The following is a 16,265-nucleotide window of genomic DNA, read 5'->3' as shown; positions in this document are numbered from 1 at the left end:
GCCTCGCCCAGCTTTGGGCCCGAACCGCACCTGGGCATTGCGCGCGGCAGTGCTGGGGCTTTTCCTTGCGGCCATGGGGCTGATCTGGGTCACCAACCAGATCCTCAGCCAGCGCTTCTCGGAGTCCAGCCGCGCGCGGTCCGATGTCCGCCTGGCGCTTTACAGCGGCAACCTGATGGGCGAACTGGAACGCCAGGAGGTCGTGCCGCTGCTGCTGTCGCGCGATCCGGTGCTGCTGGGGGCGCTGGCCTCCAAGGAATTCACCCAGACATCGCAGCTGCTGATCCGCTACCGCGAGGAGATCGGCGCGGCAAGGCTGCTGCTGCTGGACGCGTCGGGGCGGGTCGTGGCCTCCTCGGACCGGGCCAATCTCGGGGAGAACCAGCGGTCCTCGGCCTATTTCATCGACGCGCTGCGCTCCGGCGACACGATCTATACCGCGGTCCAGACGGAAACCGGCGGCTCCGCCTTCTTCTACAGCCGCAAGATCGTCCAATCGGGCGATACGATGGGCGTGATCGCGGTGGAGGTCGACCTGAAGAAGTTCCTCCCCCGCTGGGCCTGGCTGTCGGATTCGGTCTTCGTGCTGGACAGTTCCGGGCGGGCGGTGCTGTCGACTGCGCCGCGCTGGACCGGCCTGAAGGAAACCGACTTCCTCGCCACGTCCATCGGCGGGGCGCAGGGCGTGCTGCGCAGCTTTGCGGGCGCCTCGGGGGACGGCTATGTCAATGGCGAGCCGATGATGCGGCAGGAGACGCGCGTGCCCTTCCAGGGCTGGCGCCTGGTCTCCTACACGTCCTTCGCGCAGGTGCGCGAACGGGTGGCGGCGGTGCTGGCGATGGAGGTGATGGGATTCGCCATCGTCCTGGCGCTGCTGTTCTTTCTGGTCTCGCAATCCTCCAATCGCCGCTCGGCCCGGCTGGCGCGGGAATCCGACCGGCTGCGGCGGCTGAACCAGAGGCTGCAGGCCGAGATCGCCGAGCGCGAGAAGGCCGAACGCAACCTGCAGGTGGCCGAACAGTCGCTGGCGCAATCCTCCAAGATGGCGGCGCTGGGGGAAATGTCGGCGGCGATCAGCCACGAGCTGAACCAGCCGCTGGCGGCGATGAAGACCTACCTGGCCGGCGCCAGGCTGCTGATGCAGCGCCAGCGCATCGAGGAGGCGCTGTCCTCCTTCCACCGCATCAACGGGCTGATCGACCGGATGGGCTCGATCACCCGCCAGCTCAAGGCCCATGCGCGCAAGGAGGCGGACGAGCTGTTCGAGGTCGACCTGCGCGACTGCGTCACCTCGGTGATGGACATCATGGCCCCGCAGCTGTCGCGCAGCCCGGCCCGGGTCAGCCGCGCGGTGCCCGACCACCCGGTGCTGGTCATGGCCGATCCGGTGCGCATCGAGCAGGTCCTGGTCAACCTGCTGCGCAACGCGCTGGACGCCACCCAGGGCGTCGAGGAGCCGATGGTCGACATCGTCCTCAGCCAGGGCGAGGTCGCGACCCTGTCGGTGCGCGACAACGGCACCGGGATCAGCGATTTGCAGAACCTGTTCGAGCCCTTCTACACGACCAAGCCGCCGGGCGAGGGCGTCGGGCTGGGACTGGCGATCTCGTCCACCATCGTGAAATCCTTCGGCGGCCGCCTGACCGCGCGGAACGGATCGGGCGGTGGCGCGATATTCAAGATGGATCTGCCGCTTGCCGGCGGATCCGCGACACAGCAATCACCAACAAGGTCCGGCCAACCGGACGATACCGCGGCGGAGTAGCGAATGAGCAAGCAGGTCATCAAGGTCGCCATTGTCGATGACGAGGCGGATATGCGCCAGTCCATCAGCCAGTGGCTGAGCCTGTCGGGCTTCGAGACGGAGACCTTTCCCAGCGCCGTGGACGCGCTGGCGGTTCTGCGCAACGGCTGGCCGGGGGTGGTCGTCTCGGACATCAAGATGCCCGGCATGGATGGCATGACCTTCCTGAAACGGCTGATGCATGTCGATAGCGGCCTGCCCGTCATCATGATCACCGGCCATGGCGATGTGCCCATGGCGGTGGAGGCGATGCGCATCGGCGCGATGGATTTCATGGAGAAACCCTTCGACCCCGAGCGGCTGACCGAGCTGGTGCGCAAGGGCGTCGAGGCGCGCCGCGCCAACCTGGACAACCGCGCGCTGCGCGAGGAGCTGTCGGATGGCAGCGCGCCGGTCGGCCAGCTGGCGGGCAATTGCGCCGAGATGGTGCAGCTGCGCGAGGATATCCTGGATTTCGGCCAGTCCCCCCTGCCGGTCCTCATCGAGGGCGAGACCGGCACCGGCAAGACGCTGGTGGCGCGCGCGCTGCACGCGGTGGGCCCGCGCGCGGCCAAGCCGCTGCAGCGGTTCTTCTGCGCCTCGATCTCGCCTGCGCAGCAGGCGGCGGCGCTGTTCGGCGACGAGGCGGCGGCCGCGCCGGGGCTTCTGGCGGAAACGCGCGGCGGCACGCTGATCCTGGAGGATGTCGAGGCGCTGGATGCCGATGCGCAGGTGCGGCTGGTCTCGTGGCTGGATGCCGAGGACGAGGCCACCGCGCCCCGGATCATCGCGATTTCCAACCTCCAGGACATGAGCGAGCCGCTGGATGCGCGGCTGCGCCCGGACCTGTTCCACCGGCTCAGCTGCCACCGGCTGGGCCTGCCGCCGCTCAGGGCGCGCGGCGACGACATCCTGACGCTGTTCAACATGATGATGCGCCGCGCCGCCGAGGAATATGGCTGCGACGTCCCCGATCTTTCGGCGCAGGATGCCGCGCAGCTGATGCAGGCGCCCTGGCCCGGGAACCTGCGGCAGCTGTCGAACATGGCCGATCGTGCCGTGCTGCAGGCGCGCCGCGAGAAGGGCACGCTGACCTCGCTCCTGATGGCTGATAACGAGGCGCTGACCCCGGCCATGACCCAGGAGGGCAAGCCGCTGAAGGAATATGTCGAGTCGTTCGAGAAGATGCTGATCGACAATACCATGCGCCGTCACCGCGGCTCCGTCTCGAAGGTGATGGAGGAGCTTTGCGTCCCGCGCCGGACGCTGAACGAGAAGATGCAGAAATACGGGCTGGCCCGCTCCGATTACATCGGCTGACGCGCAAGGATGCGGGATTCGCCGGATGCGGCGGATCCTGCGTAAATTGCCATTGTCATTCCAGCGAAGTGCAGTTTAAGTGAGATACCGGGCTGTGTCCCGATGCTAGATTTCCCTGGAAGCCCCCCGGCGCCCGATGCGGTGCAGGGTACGCGCCAGTCGAAACCCCCGATTTGCGGGGACCCAAACGCCCGCATCGGCCTGGACCGACGGGCCAAGAACCGGCCCCGCAACGGGGCCAAGGATGAAACGCGATGGAACCGGATCGGTTGAGGGCAGGGCAGGCTTGGGCGAATACGCCGCTTGACCCGATGACCCGATCCACCGCTCCGGCCATTGCTTCTACAGCACATAACGCCCGTGCGCCGTCCAGGCGTCAGAGCCTCCGGCATCCGGGCGGTGACAAGAGACATAATGGCAAAGAAAATGCTCATCGATGCCACGCACCCGGAAGAGACCCGGGTCGTCGTGGTCGACGGCAGCAAGGTCGAGGAATTCGACTTTGAGTCCGAGAACAAGCGCCAGCTGGCTGGCAACATCTACCTGGCAAAAGTCACGCGCGTAGAGCCGTCGCTTCAGGCCGCCTTCGTCGATTACGGCGGGAACCGCCACGGTTTCCTTGCCTTCTCGGAGATCCACCCGGATTACTACCAGATCCCGGTGGCCGATCGCGAGGCGCTGATGGCCGAGGAACGGGCCTATGCGGAATCGCTGAAGGATCGCGAGGACGAGGATGGCGAAGGCGAGCGCAAGTCGCGCCGCCGCACCCGCAGCAAGTCCCGCGACGGCGAGGAGGCCAAGCCCGCCAAGACCCGGAAGGTGTCGCGTTCGGGCCGGACCCGCGATCGTGCGCCTTCGGGCATGGACGTGGTGGATCTCGCCCCCGAGGAGGATCCGCTCCTGTCGCCGGTCGGCGATGATGCGGGCGAAAGCGGAATGGACGTGGCCGGGGGCGATGCGCCCGTGCGCGAAGGCGCGACGCCCGAGGCACCCGCCGCGGCGCCTGTGGAAATCCCGATCCGCCCCGCGGCCGATGCATCCGAAGAGGATCCGAAGGCCGGGGACGCGACCGCGCCGGATGACGGCTCCGATGAGGCGGAGACCTCTTCCGACGACACGCCGCCCAGCTACATGGCCGCGGCCGGTCCCGCCGATTACGTCACCTCGCAGGAGCCCGCGTCCCGCGGGGCCGGCGATGATGCCGATCATTCCGAAGTGCCCGTCCACGAGAACGAGCCCGAGGAAGCCGAGCAGGACGACACGATCGAGGATGTCGAGACCGACGACATCGAGGACGAGGTCGAGGAGGCGCGCCGTCCGCGCAATTCCAAGCCGCGTCCGCGCCGCTACAAGATCCAGGAAGTCATCAAGGTCCGGCAGATCATGCTGGTCCAGGTGGTCAAGGAGGAACGCGGCAACAAGGGTGCGGCGCTGACGACCTACCTGTCGCTGGCCGGGCGCTACTGCGTGCTGATGCCGAACACCGCGCGCGGCGGCGGGATTTCCCGCAAGATCACCCAGGCGGCCGACCGCAAGAAGCTCAAGCAGATCGCGACCGAACTGGACGTGCCGGAAGGCGCGGGGCTCATCATCCGCACCGCGGGGGCCAACCGCACCAAGGCCGAGATCAAGCGCGACTACGAATACCTGCAGCGGCTGTGGGAGCAGATCCGCCAGCTGGCGCTGAAATCCTTCGCCCCGGCGAATATCTACCAGGAAGGCGACTTGATCAAACGCTCGATCCGCGACCTCTATAACCGCGAGATCGAGGAGGTTCTGGTCGAGGGCGAGGCGGGATACCGCAACGCCAAGGACTTCATGAAGATGATCATGCCGTCCCACGCCAAGAACGTGAAGCAGTATACCGACCCGCTGCCGCTGTTCGCGCGCCACCAGGTGGAAAGCTATCTCGACGGGATGTTCAACCCGGTCGTGCGGCTGAAATCCGGCGGCTACATCGTCATCGGCGTCACCGAGGCGCTGGTCGCCATCGACGTGAACTCCGGCAAGGCGACGAAGGAAGGCTCGATCGAGCAGACCGCGCTGAACACGAACCTGGAGGCTGCCGAAGAGGTGGCGCGCCAGCTGCGCCTGCGCGACCTCGCGGGCCTGATCGTGATCGACTTCATCGACATGGAAGAGCGCAAGAACAACGCCGCCGTCGAGAAGCGCTTCAAGGACCGTCTGAAAACCGACCGGGCCCGGATCCAGGTGGGCCGCATCTCGGGCTTCGGCCTGATGGAGATGTCGCGCCAGCGCCTGCGCCCCGGCATGATCGAGGCGACGACCCAGCCCTGTCCGCACTGCCACGGCACCGGATTGATCCGGTCGGATGACAGCCTGGCGCTGTCGATCCTGCGCCAGATCGAGGAAGAGGGCGTGCGCCGCCGGTCGCGCGAGGTCCTGGTGAAATGCCCGGTGGGCATCGCCAATTACCTGATGAACAACAAGCGGGTGCATATCGCCAATATCGAGATGCGCTATGGCCTGTCGGTGCGCATCGAATCCGATCCTGCGCTGGTCAGCCCCGATTTCGTGATGGAGCGGTTCAAGACCGCCACCCGCACGGTTCCGGTCGCGGCCGCGCCGGTCATCTCGGTCGACACGTCGGACCTGCCCGATCTGGAGATCGAGGAAGAGGCCGAGGCCGCCGAGGCCGAGGAAGCCGCAGTGGCCGCGCCCGATCCTGCGCCCGAAAGCGAGGATGACCAGCCCAAGCGCCGCCGCCGCCGCCGTCGCCGCCGCAAGGGCGGGCCGAATGGCGACGAGGCCGGATACGACGCGGAAAACGGTGCCGACGAGGACGAGGACGCGTCCGCTTCCCCCGAAGAGGGCGAGGACGGCGGGTCCGAGGACGAGACCGGCGAGGGCGACGACCAGCCCAAGCGGCGGCGCCGCCGCCGTGGCGGTCGCGGCCGCAAGCGGCCCGGAGACGAGGCGGAGACCACCGCAGCGCCCGAACCCGCAACCGCCGAACCCGCGCCGGTCGCTGCCGATGCCGGCACTCCGTCCGACGCGGCCCCCGCGCCCGCGGAGGAGATGACGGCGCCTGCGGCAGATGTGCCGACGGAGGCTGCGGCATCTTCGGACGCGGCGCCTGTCGCGCAGGAGCCCGAGATCGAGCCGGAAACCCCGCTTGCGGATGTGGAGGACGAGCCGGTGGCGCTGCTGCCGGAATCGGCCGAAGCGGAGCCCGAACAGGCCGCGAAGCCGGTGCCGGAGACCCCGGTGGAGACCGTCGCCGAGGCCGCCCCCGCGGCAGCGCCGGAAGAGGCCGCCCCGGCCGCTGCGCCGGAGGCACAGCCGGAAGAGGCCGCCGCCCCGGCACCGGCCCCTGAACAGGAGCCGGAGCCGGGCGCCGAAACGGAGGCGGAGACCGACGCGGCGAAGCCGAAGCGCCGCGGATGGTGGTCGGTCGGCTGACCGATCCGGCAAGGAAATCATGACGAAAGGGCCGTGGCGGCGACGCTGCGGCCCTTTGCGCATCTGCCGCCCGGCTCAGTCGGCGCGCGTCTTGCGCAGGTACAGGCGCAGCCCGTCGGGGCCTTCCTCGTGCCCGAGATAGTCATGTCCCGCCCCGGCGCAGAAATGCGGCAGATCGATCAGCGCCATCGGGTCATCGGCCCGCAGGCACAGCACGGCGCCCGCGGCGAGATCCTGCAGCCGCTTGCGGGCCCGCAGCACCGGCAGGGGACAGCGCAGCCCGCGGGCATCGACGGTCAGGTCGGGATCGGGATAGCGTGTCATGCGCATGGCCTTCCTGTCGGGGTCGCTGCGGGACATGTCTGCACGGGGCCCCGCCTGCCGCATGATCCGCATGGCATGCGGGCAACGCCACGCCAATGTGACGCGCCATCGCGTGACCTCCGGGCGGTTTCCCCCTAGAGCTTGGCCATGTTCGGAATCGAGATCATCGACGCGGCGCTCCTGCCCGCCATATTCGCCTCGGCGCTTGCCGGGATGGTGTCCTTCCTGTCGCCCTGCGTGCTGCCCATCGTGCCGCCCTACCTGGCCTACATGTCCGGCGTGTCGGTCGGCGAATTCGGCCGGGCGCGGGGACGTGTCGTCCTGGCGGCGCTGTTCTTCGTGCTGGGCCTGTCGACGGTCTTCCTGTTCCTGGGCTTCACGGCCTCGGCCTTCGGTGCCTTCTTCCTGCAGAACCAGCAGGCCTTTTCCATGCTGGCCGGGGCGCTGGTCATGATTTTCGGCCTGCATTTCCTCGGCATCCTGCGGCTGCCCTTCCTCAACCGCGAATTGCGGGTGGAGGCGGGCGACCGCGGCGGGTCGGCCATGGGGGCCTATGTGCTGGGCCTGGCCTTCGCCTTCGGCTGGACACCCTGCATCGGTCCGCAGCTGGGGGCGATCCTGTCCCTGGCCGCATCAGAGGCCTCCATCGCGCGCGGCACCGTCCTTCTGGGCGTCTATGCGCTGGGGCTGGGCGTGCCCTTCCTGCTGGTCGCGGCCTTCCTCGGCCCGCAGAGCCGGGTGCTGGTCTGGATGAAACGGCACATGGCCCAGATCGAGCGGATCATGGGCCTGCTGCTGTGGACGGTCGGGCTGATGATGCTGACCGGTCAGTTCAGCGCCTTTTCCTACTGGCTGCTGGAACGGTTTCCGGCGCTGGCGACCCTGGGCTGACCCGGGTCCGACCCTGGGCCGGGGATCACTCCCCGGCGCCCAGGCGTTCTCTCAGCAAGGCGGCAAGCGCGTCGTCGCGCTCCATCGCCTCGGGAAACCGGAACCGGTTCTTCTTCCAGCCGGTGGAACAGGCGCGGCAATGGGCCAGCCGGAACTTTCCCTGCATGGTGAAGAGGTTCTGGCTGATCCCGCCGATCTGGTGCACCGCCCAGCCGAAGGCGCGGCTCATCGCGCCGCGCGGGGTCATGCACCATTTCCGGTTGCATTTCTTGTCGGGCACGGCACGCCAGACATGGGCCTGCTGGGGCGCGGGGCCCTCCGTCGTCTCGGCCGGGTAGACCCAGGACCCCTGGATCGTGACCATGCCCAGCGGATGGCGCGCGGCCATGTCGAAGACGGAGGCGCCTTCAGGGCCCAGCACCAGCTCGTCGATATCGATCGACAGGACCGCGCGCGCGCGGTCCAGCGCGTCGCGCCGCGCGAGGTTCAGCATCGCCGACTGGAAGAAGCGCGGGCTGACATCGAAACGGCCGGACTTGTCGGCCGGACCATAGGGGAAGGGGGCGGAATAGATGACCGCCCGTTTCAGCCCGGTGCCCTTCACCGACGCCGCCAGCTCCTCCAGCGTGTAATCGGTCGATCCGTTGTCGAAGAGGACCATCGCCTCGGCCCGGTGCCCGGCCGCGTGGAACCGCGCCCAGTTGGCGATCCAGTCCAGGCGGTTGTTCTTCGAGACGGCAACCAGCGCGTTCAGCCCGGCGAAATCCTCCGCCAGTCCGTCGCGCACTTCCAGGGCCACGGTCTCCCCGGCGATCTGCAGGCTCAGGCTGCCGCGCGGCGCCTTCAGGAAGACCTGCTCGCAACGCAGCCAGGTCACCCGGCGCATCGGTCCCACCGGGGCCCCGTCCAGGCGCAGCCCGTTCCGGAACGGTTCCCACAGGTTGAGGAACCGCGGCGCGGTGAACAGGAACCCGCCCTCGCGGTCCAGATAGACGCAGTCATAGATCACCGTGCGGTCGTCGTATTCCTCGAGGTAATAGGCGCTCTGCCGCTCCGGCGGCCGGGTCGGATCGCGGCGCAGCGCCGAGGTTTCGGGCAGGCGGTACCCGGCAATGGGCACCACGGTCACGATCGGATCAGTCATTGGGGAACCATCTGCGGAAGAACTCGGCCAGCGCGGGATCCTCGCGGGTCGCTGCGGGCAGCTCGAAGCGTTTCGATTTCCATCCCGTGGAGGTGCCGCGGCAATGCAACAGCTCCAGATCCGGGGTGGCGCCGACCAGCCGCACGAAGCGGCCGCCGACATGATGCACCGCCCAGCCGAAGCGGCCCAGCATCCCGCCGGGAACTGCGCACCATTTCTGGTTGCAGCGCTGGTTCGGGACCTCGCGATGGGTATGGGCGGATTGCGGCGCGGGCAGGGGCGTGCCCGGTGGTGGCAGGACCCAGCTTCCGTGGATCTTGACCATCGTGTGACGTCGCGCCACCGCGCGATCGAAGACCGAGGCGCCGCCTTTGCTGCGGATGATCTCGTCGGGGTCGACATTCAGCACCGCGCGCGCCCGGGACAGGATCTCGCGCCGCGCGAGATTCAGGAGCGCCGGCTGTAGGAAGCGCGGATTGGTGCGGTCCTTCCTGGATTTCAGCGGCGGCCCGAAGGAGAAGGGCACGCGATAGACCGCCAGCGCCTCGAGCCCGGGCACCGCGGCAAGCCGCCCGGCCAGCGCCTCGGCCGTATAGGTGACCGAGCCGTTGTCGAAGATCAGCACGCCCTGCAACCCGTGGGCGCGGATGTGATAGTCGACCGAAGCGGCGATCCAGTCGGGATCGTTGTCGCGGTTCAGCACCACCATGCAGTTCAGCCCGGCGAACATCTCTGCCCGGCTCTCGCGCACGGGCAGCGGGTGGCGGGTGCCGTCCAGCACCAGCTCCGGGGCCTGCACCCGGCGCCGCAGCGTCATCAGCTCGGCCTGCGGGGTCTGCCAGTGGCGCAGTCCCCGGCCGACCGGCCGCCCGCCATCGTGGAGCCCCCGGCGCAGCCGCGCGCGCAGGTTGTAGAGCGGCGGCGCGGTCAGAAGCAGATGCCCCGATCCCGGCAGCCGCACCGCGTCATAGAACAGCGTGCGGCGGTCGTAGCGCTCGAGATAGAGCGCGCTGCGCTCGGCCTCGGGAAAGTTGTAGTCGCGCCGGAGCGGCAGGTCCTCGGGCAGGGTAAAGCCCTGAAGCGTCTCGACATGCAGCCGGGTCATGCGCGCGCCCCGGAAAAATGCGTCTGCATCAGCGCCTCCAGTTCGGGGTCGCGGGCCATCTGGCCGGGCGCCTTGAACCGGCCGCCCTTCCAGCCGGTGGAGGTGCCGCGGCAATGCACGAAGGCCAGGTCGTCGCGCGCGGGCAGGAGCCGGAACAGCTCGCCGCCGACATGGTGCACGAACCAGCCTGCGCGGCTGAGCCCCTTGCCGGGAACCGCGCACCATTTGGGATTGGAGGGGCGTTCGCCGGTCGCGCGCCAGACATGGAACCGGTGAGCGCAGGGGGCGGGATCCTCCGGGCCGGGATAGGCCCAGCTGCCGGGCAGGCGCAGCGCCCCGAGGCGGCTGGCACGGGTGGCCTCGAAGACGGTCTGCCCCCCGCGTTTCAGCACGATCTCGTCGATATCGGCATTGAGCACGGCCCCGGCCTTTCGCAGCAGGTCGGTCCGCGCCAGGTTCATCAGCGCGGGCTGCAGGAATTTGGGCCGCACTTCCAGCCCCTTGCCGGAATCGCGCGGGCCGTAGGGATAGTCGGCGACCAGCACGGCGCTGGCGCGCATCCCCGGGATGGCGGCAATGGTCTCGGCCAGGTCCTGCGGCCTGTAGGCGGTGGAGCCGTTGTCGAAGATCACCGCCGCCTCCAGCCCGTGCACCCGGCACAGATAGGCCAGCCACTCCCGGATCCAGCGCAGGTCGTTGTCGCGGTTCATCGTCACCACCGCATCCAGACCGGCGAAGCGGTCGGCCAGATCGGCCCGGGGCGCAATCTGCCAGCCGCCCGGCCAGTCCAGGGAAACGGTGCCGCGCGGGGCGCGAATGCGCACCTGTTCGTATTTCGCCGACCATTGACGCGACAGGCCGCGCACCGGCGCGCCGTCAAGCCGCAGCCGGTCGCGGAATTCCTGCCAGAGATTGAGAAAGCGCGGGGCGGTGAACAGGTATTCCCCCCGGTCCTCGTGATAGACGCAGTCGTAGAACAGCGTCCGCCGGTCGTAGCGCTCCAGGTAATGGTCCGTGCGGCGCGCGGGCTTGCGCACATGGCGGCGCCGCAAGTCGGAGGGGTCGGGCAGCACCGCGCCGGCAAGACGGAGGCAGAGAGGATCGGACATGCAGGGGTTCCCGACAGCTTCGCCTTCGGGGTTCACCAAGTTTCGGCCGCTCTTGCAAGGGCGTTATTTCGCGGCACGCTCGCGATAGTGGCGCAGAATGAACAGCCGCAGCGCCGAGGCGAGCCCCATCTGGTTGCCCCGGCCTTCATCGATCTCCGCGGCCAGCGCGTTCACCGCCTGGCGGCGCTCGGCCGCGATCTCCTGGAAGGCGGACCAGAAATCATCCTCCAGCGACACGCTGGTGCGGTGCCCCTTCAGGGTCAGGGATCGTTTCTTGGGGCGGCTACTCATGACCGGGGAACTCCTTGACGGCATCTGCGCGGCGCCTCGATTCCGGGCCCGGGCAGGGGATTGAAAACATTTCGCATCGGGTCCGCATCATCGGCCGGGGTCGTTGCACGCCCTGCCGGGACCAATTCTTCGGTCGCGCGGGCGGAATGAGAACCATTTCCCCGCGGATGTGTTCCTGCGACGACCCTCGTCGCGCCCGGCGGGCGCCGCGCGCTCAGGGTGTCCCGACGTCAACTCGTTCCGCCGGACGGTGGTCTTCTAGTACGATATTGTCCCGTCTTTTAAGAGAAAGCCGTAAGGTTGGTTAAGATGTTACTAAATACAAATGAATTTTATATGCAACCCCGGATTGTGGTCGCGCAGCGCGGCAAGTCGGGCCCGCGGGCCAGGCTCATCCGGCATCGTCCGGGGTGCCGGGGGCGCGGCGCGACGTGTCGTCGGCGCCGCTTGCGGGCGCCTCGCGCCTGTGTCCCTCCAGCTTCCGGCCTTCGCGAAGCCCGGCCTCGCGGGCCTGCAGCTTCTCGGCCTTGCTGCGCCCGAACTTGACCGCATTGGCATCGGCGCGGTTGCGGGCTTCCTCGCGGCGGCGGGTCTTGCGGAACTTGGAAAGGCTGATGGGCTTGTCGGTCATGGCGGTCTCCGGGGCTGTCCCGCTGAGGATAGCACGAAACGCGAAGGGGCGCGGCATCGCGGCCGCGCCCCCTGCATGGTGCCTGCGAAAGGATCAGCCCTTGGGGCCGATCATGTCCTCCGGGCGCACGATCCGGTCGAAGGTCTCCTCGTCGACGAAGCCGAGCGCGATGGCCTCTTCCTTCAGCGTGGTGCCGTTCTTGTGCGCGGTCTTGGCGACCTTGGTGGCGTTGTCATAGCCGATGGTCGGCGCCAGCGCCGTCACCAGCATCAGCGATTCCTTCATCAGCTTCTCGATCCGCGCCGTGTTGGCCTGGGTGCCGACGACCATGTTGTCGGTGAAGGCCGAGGCGCTGTCGCCCAAGAGCTGCATCGACTGCAGGACGTTGTAGGACATCATCGGGTTGTAGACGTTCAGCTCGAAATGCCCCTGGCTGCCGGCGAAGCCCACGGCGGCGTCATTGCCCATGACATGGGCGCAGACCATGGTCAGCGCCTCCGCCTGGGTCGGGTTGACCTTGCCCGGCATGATCGAGGAGCCCGGCTCGTTCTCCGGCAGGATCAGCTCGCCCAGACCCGAACGCGGGCCGGACCCCAGCAGGCGCATGTCATTGGCGATCTTGAACAGCGACGCCGCAACCGTCTTCAGCGCGCCCGAGAACATGACCATCGCGTCATGCGCGGCCAGGGCCTCGAACTTGTTGGGGGCGGTGACGAAGGGCAGGCCGGTGATCTCGGCCATGTTCTTGGCGACCATCTCGGCCCAGCCCTTGCGGGTGTTCAGCCCGGTGCCGACGGCGGTGCCGCCCTGGGCCAGCTCGTAGATGTCGCCCAGGCAGGCCTCGACGCGCTCGATGCCCTTCTTCACCTGGTGGGTGTAGCCGCCGAACTCCTGGCCCAGCGTCAGCGGCGTCGCATCCTGGGTATGGGTCCGGCCGATCTTGATGATGTCCTTGAACTCGACCGACTTGGCCTCCAGCGCGTCATGCAGCTTGCGCAGTCCCGGCAGCAGCACGTCGCGGGCCTGCATCGCGATGGCGACATGCATCGCGGTGGGGAAGGTGTCGTTCGAGGACTGGCCCATGTTGCAGTGATCGTTGGGATGGACCGGCTTCTTCGAGCCCATCTCGCCGCCCAGCATCTCGATCGCGCGGTTGGAGATGACTTCATTGGCGTTCATGTTCGATTGCGTGCCCGAGCCGGTCTGCCAGACGACCAGCGGGAAGTTGTCGTCGAACCGGCCCTCGATCACCTCGCCCGCGGCGGCGATGATCGCATCGGCGGTCGCGGCCTCCATGGCGCCCAGTTCCTTGTTGGCCATGGCGCAGGCCTGCTTGACCACGCCCAGGGCCCGGATCACCGGGACCGGCTGCTTCTCCCAGCCGATGGGGAAGTTCATGATGGACCGCTGGGTCTGGGCACCCCAGTACTTGTCGGCGGGAACTTCGAGCGGACCGAAGCTGTCGGTCTCGGTACGGGTCGCGGTCATGAGACATCCTCCGTTTCATGCGTTGCCACGGGCAATAGCGTTGCATGCAGCCGTATGCAATCTTCTCGCGCACACAGGGCGGCGCATTCGCGCGGGATGTGTCCGTGGGGGATGCGCCGGGGCCATTGGATGGGGCCGGGGGGGGGGCGGGGCGCAGCCGTCGCGCGCCCCGCGGGGCATCACTTGCGGAAACTGTCGAGGTTCACGACCTCGGCATCGCCGCGGGGCGCGGCCTCGGGCTCGGGATCGACATCCTCCGCCATCGGGGCCCCGTCCTCCTCGGCATCCTCTTCCTCGGTCTCCATTTCCGTGGTCTCGAAGCGCAGGCCGAATTCGACCGACGGGTCCACGAAGGTCCGGATCGCGGTATAGGGAATGGCCAGCTCTTCGGGCTGATCGCCGAAATTCAGCGTGATGCGGAACCCGTCCTCCTCGACGACCAGGTTGTCGTACCAGTGCTGGATGACGATGGTCATTTCCGAAGGGTAGAGGTCCATTAGCCATTCGGCCACCTCGACCCCGTCGCATTTGGTGTCGAAGGTGATGAAGAAATGATGTTCCCCCGGCAGGCCGTGCTCGGCGACATCGCCGAGGACCTGGCGGATCAGGCCGCGCATCGCGCGGTGCATCATGTTTCCGTAATCGATGGTGCGGGCCATGGTGTCTCTCGCTTTCTTACCCGTCTAACCGATTGCCGCGGCGAATGGAAAGGGGAGGTTCGCGCGAATTGCCGCAAGATCAGGTTAACATCTGGGCGCTGGCCGCGATTGCCGCCGAAATGGCGAGGACCGGGCCGATCGGAACGTTCCGCACCAGCATGAGGAAGCCTGCGAGAAATGCAAGCGCCACGGCAAGCGGCCGCAGCCCCGCCGGGTCGGGCAGCAGGACCGAGACCGGGCCCGCCTGCCAGGTCAGCGTCGCGTCGAACAGCACGTGGATGGCGAACCAGACGGACAGGTTCAGGATCACGCCCACCACGGCGGCGGTGATCGCGCCCAGGGCGCCCGCGATGCGCGGACGGCCCGAGATCCATTCCAGGAAGGGGGCCCCGGCGAAGATCCACAGGAAGCACGGCACGAAGGTGACCCACAGCGCCATCGCCCCGGCCGCCGCCGCCAGGCCCCAGCCGCCGAGATTGCCCCCGGCCAGCATTGCGACGAACTGCGTCACCAGGATCAGCGGCCCGGGGGTGGTCTCGGCCAGGCCGAACCCGTCCATCATCTGCGCGGCGGTGATCCAGCCGTGATCCTGCACCACCTCCTGCGCCATATAGGCCAGCACCGCATAGGCGCCGCCGAAGGTGACGACGGCGAGTTTCGAGAAGAACAGCGCGATCTGCCAGAGAAAGCTCCAGCCCATCGCCCAGGCAAGAAGCACCGGCGCGGCCCAGAGCCCGCCCCAGATCGCCACGGTGCGCAGCGTCCGCGCCCCGGCCGCCGGGGGGGACGGGCGGTGCTCGCCGGGGCTGGCCAGGGCGCCCCAGGCCGCCGCGCCCGCCACGATCAGCGGAAAGGGCAGGCCGAAGGCGAAGATCGCCAGGAAGGCCAACCCCGCCAGGACCCGGCGATCGGCCGCGCCCAGCGCCTTTCGTCCCAGCCGGATCAGCGCCTGCAGCACGATCGCCAGGACCGCGGCCTGGATGCCCAGGAACAGGCCCTCCACCACCGGCAGCGATCCCCAGGCCAGGTAGGCCAGCGCCAGCGCCGCCATCACCGCCGCGCCGGGCAGCACGAACAGCCCGCCGCCGATCAGCCCGCCCTGCCAGCCCTTCAGCCGCCAGCCCGCATAGGTCGCCAGCTGCATCGCCTCGGGCCCGGGCAGCAGCATGCAGAAACTCAGCGAGGACAGGAACTGCGCCTCGTCCAGCCAGCCGCGGTCTTCCACCAATTCGCGATGCATCACCGCGATCTGCGCGGCCGGGCCGCCGAAGGAGTGGATCCCGATCCGCCAGAACACCCTGGCCAGTTCGCCATATGTCGTCATCGCGCTGCCCCTCCGCCCGGCAGGGACGTGATGCACCCGGCCCCGCCCGCGCGATACTGCGCCAAGCGACGCGGGGGCTCAGAGGCCGGGGCCGCGCGGGCCTTCGGGCGTCTCTGCGGCAAGCGGCCAGTAGAAATCCGGGGGCAGCCCGGCATCGGCGCGCTTCTCCTCGTTGAAGGGCGGCTTCAGCGCGCCGTGGAAATATTTCCGCACCAGCGCGTGGAAGGTCTCCTTGGGATCCAGGTCATGGCGCCCGCAGAGGAAGTTGAACCATTTCGAGCCATAGGCGACATGGCCCACCTCCTCGGCATAGATCACCTCCAGCGCCTCGACCGCCGAGGGGACGCCCGCCTTGCGGAAGATCTCGATCATGCCGGGCGTCACGTCCAGGCCGCGCGCCTCAAGCACCATCGGCACGACCGAGAGGCGGCCCATGAAATCCTCCGCCGTATCCTCGGCGGCGCGCCACATCCCGGCATGGGCGGGCAGGTCGCCATAGGCGCTGCCCATCTCGGCCAGGCAGCCGCTGACCAGCCGGAAATGCATGGATTCCTCGTCCGCCGATTTCACCCAGTCGTCGTAATAGCCCAGCGGCATCGGCACATGGGCAAAGCGCGCGATGATGTCCCAATGCAGGTCGACCGCGTTCAATTCGATATGCGCCACCGCATGCAAGAGCGCCCTGCGCCCCGCCTCGCTGCCCGGGCGGCGCCGGGGCACCTCGCGCGGGGGCAGCAATTCGGGACGCGCGGGCCGGGCCGGGCGCAGCGGCG

Annotated in this window: 14 protein-coding genes; 4 read left to right on the top strand and 10 right to left on the bottom strand. The window is 68.3% G+C overall.

Annotated features, from left to right (window positions below; genetic code table 11):
• Nucleotides 1-73: 73 nt before the first annotated feature.
• From ICN82_RS12740 to ICN82_RS12730, 3 genes are all read left to right on the top strand, one after another.
• The gene (locus tag ICN82_RS12740; protein ID WP_193183408.1) at nt 74-1,765 is read left to right on the top strand and encodes a sensor histidine kinase; all 1,692 of its coding nucleotides are present in this window, start codon (nt 74-76) and stop codon (nt 1,763-1,765) included.
• Between the two features lie 3 nt (nt 1,766-1,768).
• Nucleotides 1,769-3,103 (top strand): sigma-54-dependent transcriptional regulator, encoded by a 1,335-nt coding sequence (locus tag ICN82_RS12735; RefSeq protein WP_193183356.1) that lies wholly within the window; start codon nt 1,769-1,771, stop codon nt 3,101-3,103.
• A gap of 414 nt (nt 3,104-3,517) precedes the next feature.
• Nucleotides 3,518-6,526: an Rne/Rng family ribonuclease gene (locus ICN82_RS12730; protein WP_193183354.1), complete on the top strand. Its 3,009-nt coding sequence runs from the start codon at nt 3,518-3,520 to the stop codon at nt 6,524-6,526.
• A 75-nt stretch (nt 6,527-6,601) separates the two neighbouring features.
• On the opposite strand, the gene ICN82_RS12725 is transcribed toward ICN82_RS12730, so the two are convergent.
• Nucleotides 6,602-6,850 (bottom strand): sulfurtransferase TusA family protein, encoded by a 249-nt coding sequence (locus ICN82_RS12725; protein ID WP_193183352.1) that lies wholly within the window; start codon nt 6,848-6,850, stop codon nt 6,602-6,604.
• 147 nt (nt 6,851-6,997) lie between these two features.
• On the opposite strand from ICN82_RS12725, the gene ICN82_RS12720 reads away from it, so the two are divergent.
• Complete coding sequence (locus tag ICN82_RS12720) at nt 6,998-7,741, top strand: cytochrome c biogenesis CcdA family protein (protein ID WP_193183350.1); 744 nt, start codon at nt 6,998-7,000, stop codon at nt 7,739-7,741.
• Nucleotides 7,742-7,766: 25 nt separating this feature from the next.
• On the opposite strand, the gene ICN82_RS12715 is transcribed toward ICN82_RS12720, so the two are convergent.
• The 9 genes from ICN82_RS12715 to ICN82_RS12675 all read right to left on the bottom strand — a co-directional run.
• Nucleotides 7,767-8,885 (bottom strand): hypothetical protein, encoded by a 1,119-nt coding sequence (locus ICN82_RS12715; RefSeq protein WP_193183348.1) that lies wholly within the window; start codon nt 8,883-8,885, stop codon nt 7,767-7,769.
• On the bottom strand, nt 8,878-9,990 hold the full coding sequence (locus ICN82_RS12710) for a hypothetical protein (protein ID WP_193183346.1): 1,113 nt from the start codon (nt 9,988-9,990) through the stop codon (nt 8,878-8,880). The genes ICN82_RS12715 and ICN82_RS12710 overlap by 8 nt, the downstream gene beginning before the upstream one ends.
• Complete coding sequence (locus ICN82_RS12705) at nt 9,987-11,099, bottom strand: hypothetical protein (RefSeq protein ID WP_193183344.1); 1,113 nt, start codon at nt 11,097-11,099, stop codon at nt 9,987-9,989. The genes ICN82_RS12710 and ICN82_RS12705 overlap by 4 nt, the downstream gene beginning before the upstream one ends.
• A 63-nt stretch (nt 11,100-11,162) precedes the next feature.
• Nucleotides 11,163-11,390, bottom strand: coding sequence for a ribbon-helix-helix domain-containing protein (locus ICN82_RS12700; protein WP_193183342.1), 228 nt, complete (start codon nt 11,388-11,390; stop codon nt 11,163-11,165).
• Between the two features lie 391 nt (nt 11,391-11,781).
• Nucleotides 11,782-12,021: a DUF4169 family protein gene (locus ICN82_RS12695; protein WP_193183340.1), complete on the bottom strand. Its 240-nt coding sequence runs from the start codon at nt 12,019-12,021 to the stop codon at nt 11,782-11,784.
• Between the two features lie 93 nt (nt 12,022-12,114).
• Nucleotides 12,115-13,509, bottom strand: a complete 1,395-nt coding sequence (fumC, locus tag ICN82_RS12690; RefSeq protein ID WP_193183338.1) for a class II fumarate hydratase — start codon at nt 13,507-13,509, stop codon at nt 12,115-12,117.
• Nucleotides 13,510-13,688: 179 nt separating this feature from the next.
• Nucleotides 13,689-14,168, bottom strand: a complete 480-nt coding sequence (locus tag ICN82_RS12685; RefSeq protein WP_193183336.1) for an SspB family protein — start codon at nt 14,166-14,168, stop codon at nt 13,689-13,691.
• Nucleotides 14,169-14,247: 79 nt separating this feature from the next.
• On the bottom strand, nt 14,248-15,492 hold the full coding sequence (gene chrA, locus ICN82_RS12680) for a chromate efflux transporter (RefSeq protein WP_193183334.1): 1,245 nt from the start codon (nt 15,490-15,492) through the stop codon (nt 14,248-14,250).
• A gap of 78 nt (nt 15,493-15,570) precedes the next feature.
• Nucleotides 15,571-16,265: ferritin-like domain-containing protein (locus tag ICN82_RS12675; RefSeq protein ID WP_193183332.1), on the bottom strand; the 695-nt coding region annotated here is incomplete at its 5' end.

The sequence above is a fragment of the Mangrovicoccus algicola genome, assembly GCF_014903745.1.
GTDB lineage: Bacteria > Pseudomonadota > Alphaproteobacteria > Rhodobacterales > Rhodobacteraceae > Mangrovicoccus > Mangrovicoccus algicola.
Note: the sequence above shows the minus strand (reverse complement) of the source record. Positions and strands in the feature narration are given on the sequence as shown.